The following is a 19437-nucleotide window of genomic DNA, read 5'->3' on the forward strand; positions in this document are numbered from 1 at the left end:
TTTATAGATCCGTCGATGCCCCAATTTACGCTTGCATAGATCCGCAATCAGCTGTTCGTGCCATCGTAGCCGCTTTCGGATCTCGTCATTCATGACGCCATTTTAATTGAAATGATGTCTATGAATCACACACCTCCATTTCGCATCACGACTCTGCAAACATCTACGCGCTGATTGATAAGCTGGAACTCGTGATAGCGTCTTCATTGGTCGCGTAGGTACGCACCAGATCCATCACCTGCTGTACCAGGCTGGCATTGAGGCTGTTGCTGGACGTGGAATCCGAATTGCTGGTCGAATGGGTCTCCAAAGACTTGTTGTACGCCATCGACTCCTGGAAGCTTACTTTGCCATCGCCATTCGTGTCAGCCTTGTCAAAATTATTGATGACGTTGCTGATAAATGTTGAGCGCTTGCTATCAGAACCTCCAATTTCATTCAATTGGCTGCTCAGTTCATCCTTTGTAAATCCCGTGTCATCCGCAGGCGGAGCACTGGACATTCCCACCTGCATACGCAAGGCATTGAACTGGCTATCAATCTGATCTGCAACCGTTTGCAGCGTGGTCTTCAACTCGCGCTCTGTAACCTTTCCATCGTTGTTTGAATCCATGGCAGAAAACAACGCTTTGGCGTCACTTGGGGAACTGCTGCTGCCAGAGTCAGAGATCGAACTCAACGCTGAAGTCAAATCCGATTCGCTGATATAGCCCTGCCCCGTTGTATCCAGACTGGAAAACAACTGTTCCGCCAAATCCGACACATTCGTTTTTTTCTTGCTCTCCTGCAAGATCAACAACAAGCTTGATGTGCTTTGCAAACTACTGAGAGTGCTCATGCTCAGCTCCTTACCCTACCGGTACAATGACATTGAACGTATCCGGTCGGCTTTTACCTATTGGTTGCCTACCGACAAGCTATCAGCTGCCGCGATCTAAAACCCAAGAAACAACAGCTTTAAAGAAACACGGGATCACCTTCCCCACTTGAGTTTTCGACCAAAAAGCATGGAAATTCAACGCCATACGCGTAAATACCCGTAAATGACAGTAAAACCCCTCCAAAAGCCTTCCCGAAGGTCTGTACGGATGATTTTGATCAAAAAAAAGCCGTCTCACCTTACAGTGATGACGGCCAAACGGGGAACATCAAAAATCAACGCAATATCATAAACCGTTTCCACATGACATAATCGTCATGAGTGCAATCCTTTGCTCATTTCTTGTGTGCACCCATATCACAGTCTGGAGTAGGCGGCAACTCGCGGTGATTCTCTTCCTTTGCCATTTCGGCCTTTTGTTCAGTTGTCAGTAACGCATAAAGTTGGGCATCCTTCTTTGACAGGAGCAATTGCAGATCAGCCATGGCATTGGCAAGATTCGTCGAAACTTCCTTGGCCTTGGCTTCATCATATTTTTCTGCCCGGCTTAAATCATGTAGGGCAATCGACAGCTTGTGCACCAGACGTTGCTTCTCATGGATGGGTAATTCAAACTGATGATTGATGACAAAAGACTTTTCAAACTGATCTTCTGACATATGGGGAAATCTTCCCATCATTGGCATCGGTGGGCGCCCATCCATCTCATGCATCATGGGTGGCAGATTGTCGTGCGCCTCTCTCGCCTCCATAGGCGGATTGGCTAGAGCAAACGTCGGAACCCCCATCATTGCACAAAGAGCAACACCCGCCACCGTTCTTAGAATCATCTTTGAGTTCATGCAAAACCTCCTGTAGCAATCGTGATGAAGGGAATGGTATGCGCTATGACTGTGAAATGTGGTCAATAGCTTGTAAAGCGAGGAAAACGCTCCACCGCTGCTCCAATGGCATAAAGTACATCAGGAGTGCCTATCCTTGATGAATCCATGCCATCACAAAGCCCTCGCCACAAGCCAGACAACAAATACGCCACCATTATCAAATCCTTACGTTTTTTAACACCGCGCAAGCCCTGCTTTACATGGCGACAAGGCAGACTTTGTTCATGGCTAAATAAAGAAGCGACGAGATGCTCTGGCCCAAAGAGTCTGATTCCTATACTCTTATCTGGCGCCTAATGACGGCATGTAGTCAGGATTGCACAGAGGATGGCACTGCACTGTTTTGGCGGAGGGCTCCGCATTCGGCACACTGTAAATTGGCGCACGACGGATTCAAGCCGGGCATTATGTAATACGCCCCTTGCTGTAACGCTGATCTTGATCCTGCAATCAAACTCACAGCAGTGGAAAGACAATCGGGGATCGTCTTTCACACTGCACCGATCCACCTCTCGCAACAAGACTTGACGCAACGTACTCGATAAAAATGGATAAACCTGGAATTTTGCTGGTTGACGACGACAAGGACTTGGTCGAGATGCTTGAAGAGTATCTCACCAATGAAGGCTATGCTGTTTCTACCGCCCACGACGGCGCAGTGGGCGCGGCTGAAGCACTACGCAGCAATCCGGCCTTGGTGGTCATGGACGTCATGATGCCCAAGCTGGGTGGAATTGACGCGCTCAAGATCATCCGTGCCAGCAGCCGTGTCCCCATCATCATGCTCACCGCCAAAGGGGATGACCTGGATCGTATACTGGGCCTGGAGTTGGGTGCCGATGATTACGTCCCCAAGCCTTGCACACCCAGAGAACTTGCGGCCCGTATTCGTGCCATCCTTCGGCGCAGCGCTCCACTTTCCGACACCATGCCCGAAGTCCTCCAGGTGGGGGACTTGAGCCTGTGGCCCCAGCAACGCCGTGCAGAACTCGCGGGTGTTGGGCTCGAATTGACCAGTACGGAATTCAGTCTCCTAGAACTGCTGGTTCGCAATGCAGGACGGCCGGTCAGCAAGGATGAATTGTCTGAGCACGCCCTGGGCCGCTCACTGGCCCGCTTTGATCGCAGCATTGATGTACACATGAGCAGTATCCGCAAAAAAATCGGCACGCTGGCCGATGGACGTTCCCGCATCCAGACGGTGATCCGCATCGGCTATCAGTACCTGCGCGAGTGATACGAATGGGGCGCTTGTTCTGGAAATTTTTCCTGGCCTTCTGGCTGTCACAACTGGTCACCATGATTGGGATCGGCATTGCCGTCGACCTCAAACATCGTGCAGACGGCAATACCCGGCTGGAGCACTATGCGGAACATCCACCACGGGAAAACATGCCGCCTCCACACCCTGAGGATAAACGTGATGGTGCCATACCTCCTCCTCCCCCTGGCGAGTCACGGCTAGCGAATACCCAACTCCCCCCACGACCGCAGGCTTTTGCCCCGCCACACCGTTTCTTTTTTATTCCCTGGGAGCCCTTGGTTGCAGGATTGATCGTCAGTTTCATTTTTGCAGCAACCCTGGCTTGGCTTTTCTCCAGGCCCATCCGTAGCTTGCTAGAAGGTTTTGCCACCTTGGCAGAGGGTAAGTTGGATACTCGCATGGGACATGTCCTGGGCAAGCGAAATGATGAGTTTGGCGATCTGGGAAGAGCTTTTGATGGCATGGCCAGCAAGCTGGGAGGCTTGATGGCGGCGCAAAAGCGCTTATTACACGATGTGTCTCACGAGTTGCGCTCCCCTTTGGCACGATTACAAGCAGCAACCGGGCTGGCAAGGCAGCAGCCGGAAAATCTTGAAGTCAGCATGTCACGCATAGAGCGTGAAGCACAGCGGATGGACCGCTTGATCGATGAACTCCTGACCTTATCCCGGCTGGGAGTCGACGCACAGCAAGTGGCCCAGTTCGAAGAAATCAACTTCGGGGAATTGTTGGAGGGCATTGTAGAAGACGCCCGCTTTGAGACGACCAAAGCAGAGCTGAGCATCAAGCTTGAAGGAAATTTTGCGCCCCAACTCCGCTGCCAACCCGCCTTGCTACACCGTGCAGTGGAAAATCTGGTCAGGAATGCGATCAAATTCTCCCCTGCCCACAGCCTGGTGCGGCTCGTGGTAGAACAACCGGAATCCGGCCACTTTGCCTTGCGTATTGAAGATGAAGGCCCCGGCATCCCGCCAGAAGACCTGGAATCGGTATTCGAGCCGTTTGTACGCGGCCGCACAAGCCACACCATCACCGGTTACGGCTTGGGACTTGCCATTGCACGGAGTGTGATTCAGGCACATGGCGGCACCCTGGAGGCGAGCAACCGCATGCAAGGGGGGCTATGTGTACGGGCGCAACTGCCCACATCACTGATCGTTCAAGCCAAACACACGTCTTAACTTGAGTTTGGCAACGCCAAGCAAAAGGCCTGTCTGGGCAACCCAGACAGGCCTTTTCACTGATTTTTTACTTATCAGTACCGGTAGAGGCAATTTCCACCACATTCGAGCCTGTACCAGATTCAGACAGCTTGGTCAGTTTGCCCTCGACCGATGCGCCACAATCCATTTTGAGTTGCCGATAGCTGATGTTGCCCACAACGTGGGCATTCGACTGCAACTCAAGGAAATGCGTCACTTCCACATCCCCCCGGATCGTGCCGTTGATCACAGCATCATAGGCACTCACGTTACCCGTGACACAGCCTTGATCGCTTAACACGATCAGGCTTTTCTCGCCATCTTTGGCCTTCACATTGCCTTTGATGCGGCCATCAACACGCAAACCTTCCACATACTGGATATCGCCTGTGATATCCATGTTGTTGGCGATCAAGCTGGAAAGCTTGGTCAGTTCAATGGTCGAATCCTTTTTCTTTGCAAACATCATTTCACTCCCACAGGAACTTTCCGATTCTTTTGGAAGAAAGCCAGCTGGCCGGTCAGCCGCTTGATCTCTTCAGACTGCTCCGCCAACTGCCGCTCCAACGACTCGCGTGTGGAGACTTCATGCTTGGTCTGCAATTGCGCTTGCTCCAAAGCTTGCGTCAGACGTTGATTCTCTTGCAACAACGCCACTTCACGCGCCTGACTATTATTGTTGCCCCCCTGGTTCAGTATCCAGCCATAGCACAAGCCGGCCCCCAGCAACAGAGAACAGATGGCCACCAATAGCCCCCGGAAATACCGGCGCCTGGGAGCGGCCAATGTATACGAAACCTCTGACAGTTTGTGGGTATCAATCATGATGCACCCGCAACTTGCGTATCAAGGTTGAGGTACTGCATCGGGTCAACAAACATGCCATCCTTGAGAATTTCGAAATGCAAGTGAGGCCCGGTCGAGCGGCCAGTCGACCCCACTTCGGCAATCAATTGCCCAGGTATGACCACATCGCCCTGCGTAACCAAGATTCTGGAAGTGTGCGCGTAACGGGAAAGCAGACCATTACCGTGGTCAATTTCCAACACATTCCCCAATTCCGACACAAAACCCGCAAAAGCAACTTTTCCCCCGCCTGCGGCGTGAATCGGTGTCCCTGTTGCAGTAGAGAAATCGATCCCGGAGTGGAAAGCCAAACGCCCGGTAAACGGATCACTTCGATTTCCAAAGGTCGAGCCCAGACGGTAGGTTGCCACAGGCTGGCGTGTGGGCAAGGACATCAGGGCCACGCTGCGATCTGTGGTAACCGACTCCATATGCCCGATCAACTGTTGCAGACACTCAATTTTCTTCTCGGTGGCAACCAGCTTCTCCCCGGTTCCTAGCGCCTGAGCGGGAACATTCGCGCACGTCTGCGGCGGATACGCTTGCCCGCCAGCATTGGCCCCATTTGGCAAGGACTTGGCAGGCGTTACGCCCTTGGAAGCCCGGATGGCATCCAAATTCTTTTCCAAGGATTCAAGCGCGGTGAGTTTTTTCACCAAGGTTCGGGCATCAGACTCCAGCTTGACCAAGCGACCAGCCATGTCGCCCAGCTTGTCAAACGTGAATTTTTCTTCCGCCCGATCAGCAGGATTGGCGGCCTGACTTACTGCGACTGGCGTAGCGGCACCAAAACGCTGTCCAACCACCACGCCAACCCCAAAGCCAAGCACAAGTGTGCACACACCGCAGACAAGCCCACCGACAGCCACCTGGCGCATGGTCACGGCCCGGATTCCGGAGCGTGTCATCGATTTGGTAGAAAGCAGTAACAGAGCCATTCTGTCCCTTTTATTGGCACACGAAAAAGGCCGAACCCCTACGGCATGACCAAAATGGTCGAAAATGGGCTGGATATGATGCAAAGTCACCGCATAATTGCGGTTTTTACGAACGCGCAGCGCCCATAGGCTGCATTGAAGCAGAATGGTAACACCTCTACCCCCGATTTCAGCAAGCCAAAATCAGGGGCAGCCGCCCAAAGGCAGAGTTGCAGGTTTATCTTAACTTTGTTTTGCTTCAGATGCCAATTGCCACCACGTTTCCACCACCGTGTCAGGATTCAGGGAAATGCTTTGAATGCCTTGTGCCATCAACCATGCCGCAAAATCCGGGTGATCTGACGGCCCCTGCCCACAAATCCCGACATATTTACCCAGACGATTGCAGCTCTGGATCGCCAAGGAAAGCAGTTTCAAGACAGCGGGGTTGCGTTCATCAAACGAATGCGCCACCAAGCCCGAATCACGGTCCAGGCCCAGCGTAAGCTGGGTCAGATCGTTTGAGCCAATCGAGAAACCATCAAAATAGTTCAAGAACTCATCGGCCAGCAACGCGTTGGAGGGGATTTCGCACATCATGATCACCCGTAAGTCATCCACGCCCCGCTTCAACCCGTGAGAGGCCAACAATTCAACCACTTCCCGTGCTTCATCCAAAGTACGCACAAACGGCACCATGAGTTGCACATTACTCAGGCCCTTGCGATTGCGGACAATCTTCATTGCCTCGCATTCCAACTCGAAGCAATCTCTGAAGCTCCCCGCAATGTAGCGTGACGCACCACGAAAACCGATCATGGGGTTTTCTTCTTCAGGCTCAAAGATCATGCCCCCAATCAGCTTGCGGTATTCGTTGGACTTGAAGTCAGACAAGCGGACGATCACCGGCTTGGGCCAGAAAGCGGCTGCAATGGTTGCCACGCCTTCAGCCAGACGCTCGACAAAAAAGCTGCGGGCGTTAGCGTAACCGCGAGAACGGCGGACGATTTCCTCTTGCACACTGGCGGGCACCAACTCTGGCTGCAAAATGGCCTTGGGGTGAATGCCGATCATATTGTTGATCACGAATTCCAGGCGTGCCAAACCCACTCCGCCACTGGGAATCTGGGAGAACTCAAAGGCCAGTTCCGGATTCCCAACGTTCATCATCAATTTGACAGGGATAGCCGGCAACTCACCCACTTCGCTCGTGACGACCTCGTACTCCAGGCGCCCACGATAGACCATCCCGGTATCCCCTTCGGCGCAGGATACAGTGACTGAATCGCCATCCAAAAGTACGTCTGTGGCATCTCCACACCCCACCACGGCAGGAATCCCCAATTCACGTGCAATGATGGCGGCATGACAGGTGCGCCCGCCACGATTGGTCACGATCGCGGCGGCACGCTTCATCACCGGTTCCCAATTCGGGTCCGTCATGTCGGTGACAAGCACCTCGCCATCCTGAACACGCCACATCTCACTGGCATCCGCCACAATACGTACCGGGCCCGCAGCAATCTTCTGACCAATCGCCCGCCCCGATACCAACACTTTGCTGTGTTGTTTGATGCGGTACTTTTCGGTCTTTTGTCCATGTTTTTCACGTGACTTGACCGTTTCTGGACGCGCCTGGAGGATGTAGAGCAATCCATCCTTTCCATCTTTTCCCCATTCGATATCCATCTGGCGGCCATAATGCCTCTCGATGATCAAAGCATATTTTGCAAGGCCTAATACTTCGTCATCCGTAAGGGAGAACTGATGGCGTTCCTGCTCATCCACCGCGACCACGCGGGTAGCATCCTTGCTGCTTACTCCACTGCCGTAGATCATCTTTTCCAGTTTGGAACCCAGGCTGCGCCGAACAATGGCATCTTTCCCGGCTTCCAGCATGGGCTTATGCACATAGAATTCATCCGGATTCACGGCCCCCTGCACCACCGATTCACCCAAACCATAGGCTGAAGTAATGAAGACCACATCCTGAAAGCCTGACTCGGTATCCAAGGTAAACATGACCCCGGACGCTCCCAGATCAGAACGCACCATCCGCTGGATGCCAACGGAAAGTGCGACCTCTGCATGAGCGAACCCCTGGTGGCAGCGATAGGAAATCGCGCGATCGTTATACAAGGACGCAAACACTTCGCGTACGGCATGCAGCACATTGTCGATCCCAGAGATATTCAGCATCGTCTCCTGCTGCCCCGCAAAGGACGCATCAGGCAGATCTTCCGCCGTGGCCGAAGAACGCACAGCCACCGAATCAGCGCCAGAGGCACTCAGGCGCGCGTAGTGGCTGCGAATCTCATCTTCCAACGCGGGTGGCAGAGGCGTGTCTACAATCCATTGTCGGATGATAGCGCCGGTCTTGACCAATGCACGAACATCCTGAGTATCCAGACGTGCGAGTTCTGCTTCAATGCGCGCTGCCAGCCCCTGGTGTGCCAAAAACAAGCGGAAGGCTTCCGCAGTTGTTGCAAAGCCACCAGGCACACGAACTCCGGCAGCAGAGAGCTGACTGATCAATTCGCCCAAAGACGCATTCTTTCCGCCGACTTTATCCACGTCCGTCATCCGCAGGGACTCAAACGGGATCACATATGCACTCATGGGCACCTCTCCTTGTTGGTAAGCTTTTTAATTTAGGGTCTGCTGCACAGCAACAAGATTGTATAAATCTTTGGATACGCCTTTAAACTCATGTTTTCCCTTAGAAGAGATAGTTGATTTAATGAACAATAATTCTCGTCGGTCAGTATTTTTCATCTCGGATGGCACTGGCATCACCACCGAAACGCTGGGGCATAGCTTCTTGGCACGCTTTCCCGAGTTTTCCTTCAGGCAGATCCGCCATCCATTTATAGACAGTATTGAAAAGGCGCGCGCTTGTGCCGAAGAAATCCGCCTGGAAGCCGCGCGCACCAACTTGCGCCCAATCGTCTTCAGCACCTTGGTAGACAAGGATATCTCCGCCACTATCCGGGTCCATGAAGCACTCTGCATTGATCTATTCGAAGCCTTTCTCGGCCTACTTGAAGATGAACTGGGCACCCCTTCAAGCCGGGTGATCGGACGTTTCCACGGCACAGCCGAAAGCCAGGCCTACATGGCACGCATAGAAGCCATCAATTACTCTCTGGCACACGATGATGGGCAAACGGACGTCAAACTGGCCGAAGCCGAAGTCATCCTGGTGGGGGTTTCCCGTTCGGGCAAGACGCCTACCAGCCTTTATCTGGCCATGCAGTTTGGCGTAAAGGCAGCCAACTATCCGCTTATTCCAGAAGACTTTGAACGTGATGCCCTTCCGGGCCGCCTGACCGTGTATCGCAACAAGCTTTATGGTCTGACAATCACCCCGGCCAGATTGGCCGAAATCCGCCAGGAGCGCCGCCCCAACAGCCGTTACGCCGCCCTTGAGAATTGCGAATATGAAGTCGAGGCAGCCATGCGGCTGATGCGTCGGGAACATATACCTTTCGTCGAATCAACCTCACTGTCGATCGAGGAAATTTCAGCCCGAATCCTGGATAACATCCGCAGCATTCCAAAGCTCTAAAAGCAAAAACAGTGCCGATCTTCACCACAAAAAATGCCTTGCAAATATGGCAAAAAGAGTATTCTTGCGCTTACACAAATTTGTTCGACTATCGAAGCATTTCTTTGAGCACCGTCAACCCGTCTAGGCAGATTCGTGCAAACAATGTGACTGTCCCGAACGTTTTGTTAAAAAAAGACGTAGGACATGCAGCACTGAATCCCCCGCTAGAGGTGGCTATCATTGCAACAAAAAAAGGAGGCAGGTATGTCGTTAGCAAGTAGAGCCGGCGTGGCTCAATCACGTCTGCTCCAGTGCTTGGTGGGCATGGCACTGGGCATTGGATCAGTATCCGTTCACGCTTCAGTTGGTGAGGCCAATTTGAAGTTGCCTGATCTGGGTGACACGAATTTGGCCTCGTTCCTGGGGGGCATCAGTGGCTCCCATCTACTCATGTTCGGTTTGCTGATCTGTCTGGCTGGGCTGATATTTGGCGCAATCGTGTATAGCCAGATCAAAAAGCTCCCGGTTCATCGCTCGATGGCCGAAGTCAGCGAATTGATCTACGAAACCTGCAAGACCTACATGCTCACGCAGGGCAAATTCCTCCTCATCCTGGAAGCCTTCATCGCAGTCATCATCGTGGCCTATTTTGGCTGGGTGCAGGAAATGGCAGCCGGCGAGGTCATCTTGATCCTGGCTTTCTCCCTAGTGGGGATCGCCGGTTCCTTTGGCGTAGCCTGGTTCGGCATCCGCATCAACACGCTGGCCAACAGCCGTACCGCATTTGCCTCGCTTGAAGGCAAGGCTTATCCGGTATATGCCATTCCAATGAAATCCGGCATTTCCATCGGTATGCTGCTGATTTCCACTGAGTTGTTCATCATGTTGTGCATCCTGCTCTTTGTCTCCCCGGCACTGGCAGGCAAGTGCTTCATCGGTTTTGCCATTGGGGAGTCGCTGGGTGCTGCTGCGCTGCGTATTGCAGGGGGCATCTTCACCAAGATTGCCGACATCGGCTCTGACCTGATGAAGATCGTCTTCAAGGTAAAGGAAGACGATGCGCGCAACCCTGGCGTGATCGCTGACTGTACGGGCGACAACGCGGGCGACTCGGTCGGCCCCACCGCTGACGGCTTTGAAACCTACGGCGTAACAGGCGTGGCCCTCATCAGCTTCATCATGCTGGCAGTGCCAGACGCTTCTGTGCAAGTGCAATTGCTGGTATGGATCTTCGTGATGCGTGTGATGATGATCATCGCTTCCGGCATCTCCTACCTTGGTAATGAAGTGGTCATGAAGGCCAAATACAGCAAGGTGGAAAAATTCAACTTCGAAGCCCCGCTGACATCCCTTGTCTGGGTGACTTCCGTTGTCTCCTTGATCCTGACATTTATCGTTTCCAAGGTTTTGATTGGCAACATCACCATCGGTGGTCACATGTATTCCAACCTGTGGTGGCAACTATCCATCATCATCACCTTTGGTACGCTGGCTGGCGCCATCATCCCTGAAGTCGTCAAGGTCTTTACCTCCACGAGTTCCGGGCACGTTCGGGAAGTTGTCACAGCCTCTCGTGAAGGCGGTGCGAGCCTGAACATCCTGGCAGGGCTGACTGCAGGTAACTTCTCTGCATTCTGGATGGGCGTGGTGATCGTCGCTTTGATGACTGGCGCATACCTTGTCTCGCAAGGCGATCTCTCTTTGGTGATCAACCCCGATCCGGCCAAGGCCACAGTCATGGCTGCTGTGTTCTCGTTTGGCTTGGTTGCCTTTGGCTTCCTGGGCATGGGGCCGGTGACCATTGCCGTGGATAGCTACGGCCCCGTCACCGACAACGCACAATCCGTGTATGAGCTTTCAACCATTGAGCAAATCTCTGGTATCGAAGCCGAGGTGAAGAAAGATTTTGGCATCACCGTCAATTTCGACAAAGCCAAGGATCTGCTTGAAGAAAACGATGGCGCCGGCAACACTTTCAAGGCAACAGCCAAGCCGGTGTTGATTGGTACTGCAGTGGTTGGGGCCGCCACGATGGTGTTCTCCATCATCATGCTGCTCACCGATGGTCTCTCGACTGGTCTGCAAAACCTCTCGGTTCTGCACCCGCCGTTCCTGTTGGGCCTCATCTCCGGTGGCGCTACGATCTTCTGGTTCTCCGGCGCATCGACTCAAGCTGTGTCGACCGGTGCTTATCGTGCGGTAGAGTTCATCAAGCGCAACATGAAGCTGGATGGTGCTGCCAAAGCTTCGGTGGAAGACAGTAAGAAGGTGGTTGAAATCTGCACGCAGTATGCGCAGAAAGGCATGTTCAACATCTTCCTGGCGGTGTTCTTCGGCACCCTGGCCTGTGCATTCATTGAGCCGTTCTTCTTCATCGGCTACCTATTCTCGCTGGCGATCATCGGCCTGTATCAAGCTGTCTTCATGGCCAATGCTGGTGGCGCATGGGACAACGCAAAGAAGATTGTGGAGACCGAGTTGCGCTCCAAGGGGACGGATCTTCATGCGGCCGCTGTGATTGGCGATACGGTGGGCGACCCGTTCAAGGACACGTCTTCCGTGGCCATGAACCCGATCATCAAGTTCACCACCCTGTTTGGTCTGCTCGCAGTGGAAATGGCCGTTGGCCTGCATGAACGTGGCAACACCACGATTCAATATGTGCTGTCTGCCGTATTCCTGGCGCTGAACCTAATCTTCGTGTATCGCAGCTTCTATGGCATGCGGATCGAAGTCCTGAAGGCTGATAGCACAGAAACCGCCGCACAAATACAGTAACAAACCAACACGTAGTAAGTCTCTTGATCAAGCCGACCATGTGTCGGCTTGATTATTTGTCTGACAACTCTTTGCACCCTTCATTACAATAGCCATACCCTCACCCATTCGGGCTTCACAATGACTATTGCAGCCACACCAAGTACCCAAGAAATACGCCTCTGGCCTGCCAAGGCACCGGGTAGTTTGTCAGACGACACCGAACCCAAGCTTGTGCATAGCCCAGATGGTCGTCTGATCAGTTCAATCCACACCCCTTCCATGGAGATGTACCGCCCCGCCAAGCCCAATGGCACGGGTATCCTGATCCTGGCAGGCGGAGCCTACACCAAGCTGGTTTATGACAAGGAGGGTGTCGAGTTTGCACAGTGGCTCAACGGCATGGGGATTACCGCCTTTGTGCTCAAATACCGCCTGCCCTGTGAGGGGCACATTGATGGACACCTCGTCCCCATGCAAGACGCTCAACGAGCGCTGCGCATCCTGCGCAGCCGGGCAAATGAACTAGGGCTGAACCCATCACGGATCGGCGTACTCGGCGCATCATCAGGCGGACACCTTGCTGCCAGCCTTGCCACCAACTTTGCGCGCAGCACATACGCCCCTGTGGATGCCCATGATGCGCTCAGCACCCGCCCTGACTTTCTGATCGCGCTCTACGGCGCCTATACTGGCAACCGTTTCTTCACCCATGCCAGCCAGGAACAGTTGTTCTTCCCTGAACCTGAAAAAACCCGCCTATACGCCGAGTTCCCCACGCATGAGCAGGTGAGCGCAGATACGCCAACAAGCTTCCTCGTCGCGAGTGAAGACGACACCCAAGTCTCACCAGAGAACTCAACCGCGTTCTATTTAGCGTTGAGGCGCGCAGGCGTGAGTGCAGAGTTGCACATCTTTCACGATGGAGGCCACGGATTTGCATTGCGTCGCGCAGCGCCACAGTGCATTGCTGCATGGCCAACGCTGTGCGCCAACTGGCTGCAATCCCATCAATTTCTGGCCGAACAGCAAAAATCCTGACAAGCTGCCCTAAAATCGGGTTGGTACACTAGCTCCATACCCATACATGGCACATCTCAAGCAGCGAGTATTGTCCGTCATCCCCCCGATGACGCAGTTGAACACGCCCTACCCCTCCACGGCCTACCTTACCGGCTTCCTGCGCTCGCGTGGCATTGATGCCGTGCAGGAAGATCTGGCACTGGCGCTTGTGCTGAAACTCTTTTCAGTCTCAGGTCTAGAGGCGCTCCGTACTTTGGCTGACGCACTAGCCCCCAACAAACGTTCCCCCTCCACGCGGGTGTTTCTTGAACAGTACCCGCGTTATACGGCCACCATCACTGCGGTCATTGCCTTTCTACAAGGCAAGGATTCCACCCTGGCTCATCGCATCTGTGGCGGCAACTTTCTGCCTGAAGGCCCGCGTTTTGATTCGCTGGATGTCTACATTGATCCCGACGGAGGCGATCCCCTGGCCTGGGCATTTGGCGCCTTGGGTCTGCAGGACCGTGCGCGACACCTGGCCACGCTATATCTGAACGACCTAGCCGATGTACTACGCGAAGTGGCCGATCCACGTTTCGAGTTTGTGCGCTACGCCGAATCACTGGCTCAAAGCCAACCGAGTTTTGATCCACTGGCTCAGGCGCTGGCAGCCCCATGCACATTGGTGGATGAAACGCTGCACGCACTTACCCTGGCCGCACTAGCCAAGCATGAACCACAGGTCGTACTCATCTCGGCCCCCTTCCCCGGCAATGTGTATGCAGCGTTTCGCATGGCCCAAACCATCAAGACCCACAACCCGGCGATTATCACGGTGCTGGGCGGTGGTTTCGTCAATACAGAACTACGTGAGCTTGGCGAAGCACGAGTCTTTGATTTCTTTGATTACATCACACTGGACGATGGCGAACGCCCCACCCTAGCGCTGCTGGAACACTTGCGCGGAGAGCGCTCAGCAGAACACTTGATACGCACCTATCTGCGTGAGCATGGCAAGGTACACTACATCCACCATCCCGAACCTGATATTGCTTTTGCCGAAGTCGGCACTCCCACCTGGGATGGTCTGCCAATCGACAAATACCTGTCGATTCTCGACATGCTCAACCCGATGCACAGGCTCTGGTCCGATGGCCGCTGGAACAAGCTGACCGTAGCCCATGGCTGCTATTGGAAAAAATGCAGTTTCTGCGATACCAGTCTGGACTACATTTCGCGTTATGACGGTGTCGCCGCCAGCACCTTGGTTGACCGCATGGAAACTATCATCGCCGAAACCGGCCAGACCGGCTTCCATTTTGTAGACGAAGCCGCGCCCCCAAAAGCACTACGAGCCATGGCCAATGAATTGTTGGCACGCAACCGGGCCATTTCATGGTGGGGCAATATCCGTTTCGAGAAGTCCTTCACCCCTGAACTGTGCCAGCTCCTGGCTGAGAGTGGCTGTATCGCCATTTCCGGCGGCCTGGAGGTCGCCTCGGATCGCTTGCTCAAGCTGATGAACAAGGGCGTTTCAGTGGATCAGGTTGCACGCGTCACCCACGCCTTCAGCGAGGCAGGTATCCTGGTCCACGCCTATCTGATGTATGGCTTCCCTACCCAAACCGTGCAAGATACGGTGGATGCACTGGAATACGTGCGTCAGCTATTTGAAGCTGGCTGCATCCAGTCCGGATTCTTTCACCGTTTCGTATGCACAGTGCATTCACCTGTCGGCAAAGACCCACAAGCCTACGGAGTGGAACTCATCCCTTTGCCCCCAGGCAATTTCGCCAAAAATGACGTCGGGTTTATCGACCCCACGGGCGTCGATCACGACGAGCTGGGGCGCGCCCTCAACAAGGCACTCTACAATTTCATGCATGGCATCGGTTTGGAAGAAGATGTACGCAGCTGGTTTGCCCAGCATGTTCCCAAACCGCGCGTATCACGTCATTTCATCACCAAGGCGCTCCAGGCATGAACCCGGAATTGCTGGAAGCCCTGCTGACACAAACCATGCCCTACGGCAAATACAAAGGACGCCTTCTGGCCGACCTGCCGGGGCATTACCTCGGTTGGTTCGCCCGCGAAGGCTTCCCCAAGGGCAAACTCGGGCAACTGCTTGCCCTGATGTACGAGCTGGATCACAACAACCTGCGCGGTCTGCTCGACCCATTGCGCGCGCACTAAAACTAAATAAGGGATAGAATTGAGTTTTTTGTGTGAATCCAGGCAAAATGTGCTGACTTTCAGCTCTTGTATCAAGAATGCTCCCCAGTTCAAAAGCAGCCTCCCCACTCCCCTGAGTATAGGCACACTCCAACATCTTGAATTGAATAGGTTGGTTTGCCCATTCTCCTGGGAATTTAGATTCCCTTAATCTATCGTTTACGCCCAAAACTTTACCAATATGTGTCTGCGCCCGTGCGCTTCCCATGTCAGCCGCCAATTCCCAAAACGCCCAGGCACGACTGGTATTTTGCTTCACACCATAACCCCGGTCATGGTAGTCGCCCATCATAAAGAAAGCATCGGGTATGCCTTGTCGCATCAGTACTTCGGTACGTGCAACCACTGTTTCGGGATCACTGGCCGGAACGATGAACTGTCCTTTGGGGCTGTTCTCGCCTGCGCCTGTGCGGGCGGTTTGCAGCCACATCAATGCGGCTTTCCAGTACCCCATTGCAGCAGCTCGATCCCAGAGTTTCATCGCTTCGGGCCAATTGCGTTCCTTTGGCCACAAGGCGGAACTGGTCAAAGCCAATCCTTGCTCAAAGAGCGCCTGGGCTTCCGCATTTGGCGCGGGGAGTCGTGTATCAGCCTGAACACAGACAAACTCCGCTCGGTGTGGATCGAAAGCTTTAAGGTTGATATTCCGTGGCAAGACCCCTTTTTCACTCAGTAGGGTCAGGTCAGACTGCACGGTAAAAGGTTCAGAGTAGGCTTTCATACGGGAACATGCCATCAAAGGATAGGTTAGTGCACAGATCAGGAGCGTTGCAATGAGACAACGCAGCCAACGGATTGATGAACTCATGCTTGTCTTTCTTATCCGTAGCGGTAGGTGGAAGTTCGTTTGTCTTCGAATTTCACGATAAAACCATGAAAATTGCTATCATCTGTCATTGCATCTTTGTTTTTCTTCGATAGTTTTTCCCACTTTAAAAAAGTATCTGCAATCTCTTCGGGAGTACCATCTTTCCCACCATACTTTTCTCCTGTCATTTGTTTCCACACCCGTTCCCGAAACTTCTGGCAATGTGAAGTGCTGTCAGTCGCCATATTAATCTCGCTGTCAGCGGACATGCTGCGCAGGTTCAGGTTGGCACTACCCAAGGTGACAAAACAGTCATCTGTCATCATCATTTTGCTATGAATATAAATGTCCCGGAAACGCTCCAGATCGTTAGTGCCGCCTTTGTTTTGCGTCACCATCTTCATGATCAGAACTTTTAACCCCAGGCTCTTGCCATCTTGCAACAGTACCCCTTCCCGATTCAGTGAGGGTTCTGTCACCTTTATTGCCGTGTTGGTGATGGCTGAATTTCTTGTCCAACGGCTAGCGTTTTCATCCGTGACCCGCTTGTTTTGGTTAGGCAATGAATCAGCTTGCCCCAGACTTTTCAACGTATCATAGGTGCGGGGGAGCATGCCATCGTTCTCTGGTGCAGGAATGACCACGAGCAGGTGCAGTAACCGAGCATCCTGACTTTGTTTGCCTGCGTCTTCGATCCAGTTCATAAACGCACCTCGATTGGCCTTCAGGTGGCGCGCCCATTCCTCGTAGAAAAAATACTGGTTTTCCAGATAGAGATAGCTGCGTGCAAAACTACTTGCCTGAAAATAAGCGTGCTTGATGCTTTTGTCAAAAGGCCAGGATTGTTTGGCGTCTTTATAGGCTTCTTCAGGTTGCGTACGCAATACCTGGATTCGGAGTGACCGAGCCTCTGCCTCGGTTTTGGCTAAGGCAGGCGGACAGAGCGCCTCATCCAAATTATCGCCGCGCACGGCGTTGCTTTTGGCGTTGTTTGGACCTTTTAGCTTGGGTAGGAGTTGCGCACGATTCCAGGCTGTCGCAAAGTTTGTGTACACATCCTGCAATGCCGCACCTTGAATGCGTGAAGCGTAATCTTGAAGTGGTCTGAGACTGATCGAAATGCCCTTTTTCAGGGCCTCGCCAGCAATAGCGTCACTACTGCCATCCAAATCCGACTCGCGTAGAGGCTCATCCCAAGCGTGCTGATCTGTGTCCCAATATCCACTGACCGAATTCAGGCCCATGATATAGCCTACGGCATGCACGCCGTTGTCATGATCATAGTCAATCAACACAGGTTTTTGGTGGTGTGTGGCTTGTCCTTCGATCAACATTTTTTCGTTGACGATGCCCAGGTGCGTGCCACTCACGCTTTGGGGCTTGTCAGCCTCATCTGCGACACTGGCCTTCACTTTTTGGGAGTTGCCACTTCGGCAACGCACTTCTAGATTTGGAATCTGTCCACTAGTAGCTTCACGCCACCAGTAAGTACAGTAATCCTGACGTTGTGCGGTCAGGGGTTTGGCGTCATGGGCATGTTTGTAACGCTGTTCAGTTTCAGCGGCCATATCATTCGAAGTCATTATCGAATCGGCATTTTGAAACCTCACATCCGACTCTATCCGGCTATGTTGTTGTTCATCCCAGGTTTCATGAATGACAGCCCCAGTCAAAGAAGCCCCAGGTTCTACGTAACCCACCAGGGAATTTTGCGTAGCCGAGCCTCTATCGGCATACCAAACCAAAAGACGTACCTTTACACCTGACTGAGCCTTACGTTTCAGGAGTTCTCCATAGGGTTCTCCTCGTGCCCAGAGATACTTAGGGTCATTTATCTCACGTTTGATTGCCATCGCTGGATCAAATCCCCAGCACACCAGATCAATACTGCCCTTAGCGTTCTCAATGTCAGTAGCAATGTGGTTAAAGCCCTCTTGTCCGCAAATGAATATTTCCAGTGTATTCCCCGTCCGAACCGGGTGCGTGAGGCTATTTTCAAGCAGCCACTGGGAACTGCCATAGGCAATACCAGTGTTCAAACCAAGATGAACCGTTTCTGATCGTTGTGTTTTAAGTGTATCAACGTCACTCATGTACTTATTCCTTGTAATTTTTGATCAGCTCAAACCATGTCCATCTGCGCGATTTTTGATGTGGGCGTTGGCACGGTAACCTTGATTGCTCAGTTGGTGCTCTTGTTCATCTGATAGAGCGTCGCTGACTTTCAACTCAAAGGTAGAACCGTTGCTCAGTTTTACTTGGTATGCGTTTGTGTTGGCTTGATGGTTTTTTACGATGACTTGTCCTCGTTCATTCGTGACGTCTTTGGCGATCAAGGCACCGTTTTTGTAGAGTTCATAAGGCTCACCCACTTGAAGCCGTCCTGCAGCACTGGCTGGCTGTGTCATCAGGTTAAATACCAGACGCTCATTGCTAGGCGTGACGGCAGGTAGCTCTGGTACAGGTACGTTCGCAGGTCCTGGCATACTGTGACTCGCGGCATGCGTAACCCAGGTGCCGCTTGTTGCATACTCGATGTTGCCCGCGCTCCACTTGGTATTGCTCCCGCCACCGTTGATGACGATCTCTTCCTTGGCCGAGATGGTGATCTTGTTGGCAGTTTGGGTAATCTCCAGCTTGGCGAGCAACTGGATATTCTTCTCTAGGGCAGAAACCTCGATATTGGCCCCAGCGGCAACCAATTTGATGCCAGTCTTGTAGGCAAACATTCGTACCGAATCCATCGCACTGACGAGCCAACTTTTCCCCGCCACCACGCTGGCATGCCCACTCGCGGAGATCGCATGGTGCTCGCCACTGTGCTGGTGCGTGCTCTTGGGCGTGGTGCTTTCAATCCCGGCCGGACTTGCCATGACCAGGTGCGGGGCGGTCAGCTCAGGGAAATTGCCGTCGCTGGCGCTGCCGCTGCCCTGGATGGCTTGGTGTTGGTCTTTGAGGCTTTTGACGACTTCCGCCTGGTCAGTGTCTTCCTGGGCCTGATGGTCTTTGGCGAGACTCCCCAGGGTGTCGTGCAGGTCTTGGCCTTGGTTGAGGCGTTGGGCGGTCTCAGTCAGATCGGTGATGTGGGCTTT

Annotated in this window: 16 protein-coding genes; 8 read left to right on the forward strand and 8 right to left on the reverse strand. The window is 53.1% G+C overall.

The annotated features are described in order from the left end of the window. Window positions 1-163: 163 nt before the first annotated feature. Window positions 164-838, reverse strand: coding sequence for an EF-hand domain-containing protein (locus B145_RS0107325; protein WP_018606294.1), 675 nt, complete (start codon window positions 836-838; stop codon window positions 164-166). A 377-nt stretch (window positions 839-1215) separates the two neighbouring features. Further along, window positions 1216-1722: a Spy/CpxP family protein refolding chaperone gene (locus B145_RS0107330; protein ID WP_157288311.1), complete on the reverse strand. Its 507-nt coding sequence runs from the start codon at window positions 1720-1722 to the stop codon at window positions 1216-1218. Window positions 1723-2311: 589 nt separating this feature from the next. On the opposite strand from B145_RS0107330, the gene B145_RS0107335 reads away from it, so the two are divergent. Continuing rightward, window positions 2312-3001, forward strand: a complete 690-nt coding sequence (locus B145_RS0107335; protein ID WP_026258925.1) for a response regulator transcription factor — start codon at window positions 2312-2314, stop codon at window positions 2999-3001. Between the two features lie 5 nt (window positions 3002-3006). Next, window positions 3007-4209, forward strand: coding sequence for a HAMP domain-containing sensor histidine kinase (locus B145_RS24760; protein WP_018606297.1), 1203 nt, complete (start codon window positions 3007-3009; stop codon window positions 4207-4209). A gap of 67 nt (window positions 4210-4276) precedes the next feature. Here the strand turns inward: B145_RS24760 and B145_RS0107345 are convergent, their stop codons facing one another. The 4 genes from B145_RS0107345 to ppsA form a co-directional block, all read right to left on the reverse strand. After that, complete coding sequence (locus B145_RS0107345; protein ID WP_018606298.1) at window positions 4277-4696, reverse strand: bactofilin family protein; 420 nt, start codon at window positions 4694-4696, stop codon at window positions 4277-4279. Continuing rightward, the gene (locus tag B145_RS0107350; protein WP_157288312.1) at window positions 4696-4977 is read right to left on the reverse strand and encodes a hypothetical protein; all 282 of its coding nucleotides are present in this window, start codon (window positions 4975-4977) and stop codon (window positions 4696-4698) included. The genes B145_RS0107345 and B145_RS0107350 overlap by 1 nt, the downstream gene beginning before the upstream one ends. Before the next feature lie 74 nt (window positions 4978-5051). Next, on the reverse strand, window positions 5052-6014 hold the full coding sequence (locus B145_RS0107355; RefSeq protein WP_018606300.1) for a M23 family metallopeptidase: 963 nt from the start codon (window positions 6012-6014) through the stop codon (window positions 5052-5054). A gap of 222 nt (window positions 6015-6236) precedes the next feature. After that, entirely contained in the window at window positions 6237-8612 is a 2376-nt protein-coding gene (gene ppsA, locus B145_RS0107360) for a phosphoenolpyruvate synthase (protein ID WP_018606301.1), read from the reverse strand. A 121-nt stretch (window positions 8613-8733) separates the two neighbouring features. On the opposite strand from ppsA, the gene ppsR reads away from it, so the two are divergent. From ppsR to B145_RS0107390, 6 genes are all read left to right on the forward strand, one after another. After that, entirely contained in the window at window positions 8734-9561 is an 828-nt protein-coding gene (gene ppsR / locus B145_RS0107365) for a posphoenolpyruvate synthetase regulatory kinase/phosphorylase PpsR (RefSeq protein ID WP_018606303.1), read from the forward strand. Window positions 9562-9807: 246 nt separating this feature from the next. Further along, window positions 9808-12321: a sodium-translocating pyrophosphatase gene (locus tag B145_RS0107370; RefSeq protein ID WP_083917654.1), complete on the forward strand. Its 2514-nt coding sequence runs from the start codon at window positions 9808-9810 to the stop codon at window positions 12319-12321. Between the two features lie 120 nt (window positions 12322-12441). Beyond that, on the forward strand, window positions 12442-13341 hold the full coding sequence (locus B145_RS24765; RefSeq protein WP_018606306.1) for an alpha/beta hydrolase: 900 nt from the start codon (window positions 12442-12444) through the stop codon (window positions 13339-13341). 46 nt (window positions 13342-13387) lie between these two features. After that, entirely contained in the window at window positions 13388-15289 is a 1902-nt protein-coding gene (locus B145_RS0107380; protein ID WP_026258927.1) for a B12-binding domain-containing radical SAM protein, read from the forward strand. Next, the gene (locus B145_RS0107385) at window positions 15286-15498 is read left to right on the forward strand and encodes a DUF3820 family protein (protein ID WP_018606309.1); all 213 of its coding nucleotides are present in this window, start codon (window positions 15286-15288) and stop codon (window positions 15496-15498) included. The genes B145_RS0107380 and B145_RS0107385 overlap by 4 nt, the downstream gene beginning before the upstream one ends. A 410-nt stretch (window positions 15499-15908) precedes the next feature. Beyond that, window positions 15909-16133, forward strand: coding sequence for a hypothetical protein (locus B145_RS0107390; RefSeq protein ID WP_018606311.1), 225 nt, complete (start codon window positions 15909-15911; stop codon window positions 16131-16133). A 223-nt stretch (window positions 16134-16356) separates the two neighbouring features. Here B145_RS0107390 and B145_RS24770 read toward each other — a convergent pair whose 3' ends face one another. Next, window positions 16357-18438 (reverse strand): phospholipase D-like domain-containing protein, encoded by a 2082-nt coding sequence (locus B145_RS24770; RefSeq protein ID WP_018606313.1) that lies wholly within the window; start codon window positions 18436-18438, stop codon window positions 16357-16359. Window positions 18439-18462: 24 nt separating this feature from the next. Next, window positions 18463-19437 (reverse strand): DUF2345 domain-containing protein (locus tag B145_RS0107400; protein ID WP_018606315.1); only part of this gene is annotated, 975 nt, incomplete at its 5' end.

It is taken from the genome of Uliginosibacterium gangwonense DSM 18521, from assembly GCF_000373965.1.
GTDB classification, from domain to species: domain Bacteria; phylum Pseudomonadota; class Gammaproteobacteria; order Burkholderiales; family Rhodocyclaceae; genus Uliginosibacterium; species Uliginosibacterium gangwonense.

What these genes read in the sequence shown, in the direction of transcription:
- B145_RS0107385 (WP_018606309.1), top strand. Translation starts at nt 15,286, where the DNA reads ATGAACCCGGAATTGCTGGAAGCCCTGCTGACACAAACCATGCCCTAC.
- B145_RS24760 (WP_018606297.1), top strand. Translation starts at nt 3,007, where the DNA reads ATGGGGCGCTTGTTCTGGAAATTTTTCCTGGCCTTCTGGCTGTCACAA.
- B145_RS0107390 (WP_018606311.1), top strand. Translation starts at nt 15,909, where the DNA reads ATGAACTGTCCTTTGGGGCTGTTCTCGCCTGCGCCTGTGCGGGCGGTT.
- ppsR (WP_018606303.1), top strand. Translation starts at nt 8,734, where the DNA reads ATGAACAATAATTCTCGTCGGTCAGTATTTTTCATCTCGGATGGCACT.
- B145_RS0107345 (WP_018606298.1), bottom strand. Translation starts at nt 4,696, where the DNA reads ATGTTTGCAAAGAAAAAGGATTCGACCATTGAACTGACCAAGCTTTCC.
- B145_RS0107380 (WP_026258927.1), top strand. Translation starts at nt 13,388, where the DNA reads ATGGCACATCTCAAGCAGCGAGTATTGTCCGTCATCCCCCCGATGACG.
- B145_RS0107355 (WP_018606300.1), bottom strand. Translation starts at nt 6,014, where the DNA reads ATGGCTCTGTTACTGCTTTCTACCAAATCGATGACACGCTCCGGAATC.
- B145_RS0107330 (WP_157288311.1), bottom strand. Translation starts at nt 1,722, where the DNA reads ATGAACTCAAAGATGATTCTAAGAACGGTGGCGGGTGTTGCTCTTTGT.
- B145_RS24765 (WP_018606306.1), top strand. Translation starts at nt 12,442, where the DNA reads ATGACTATTGCAGCCACACCAAGTACCCAAGAAATACGCCTCTGGCCT.
- B145_RS24770 (WP_018606313.1), bottom strand. Translation starts at nt 18,438, where the DNA reads ATGAGTGACGTTGATACACTTAAAACACAACGATCAGAAACGGTTCAT.
- B145_RS0107335 (WP_026258925.1), top strand. Translation starts at nt 2,312, where the DNA reads ATGGATAAACCTGGAATTTTGCTGGTTGACGACGACAAGGACTTGGTC.
- B145_RS0107325 (WP_018606294.1), bottom strand. Translation starts at nt 838, where the DNA reads ATGAGCACTCTCAGTAGTTTGCAAAGCACATCAAGCTTGTTGTTGATC.
- B145_RS0107370 (WP_083917654.1), top strand. Translation starts at nt 9,808, where the DNA reads ATGTCGTTAGCAAGTAGAGCCGGCGTGGCTCAATCACGTCTGCTCCAG.
- ppsA (WP_018606301.1), bottom strand. Translation starts at nt 8,612, where the DNA reads ATGAGTGCATATGTGATCCCGTTTGAGTCCCTGCGGATGACGGACGTG.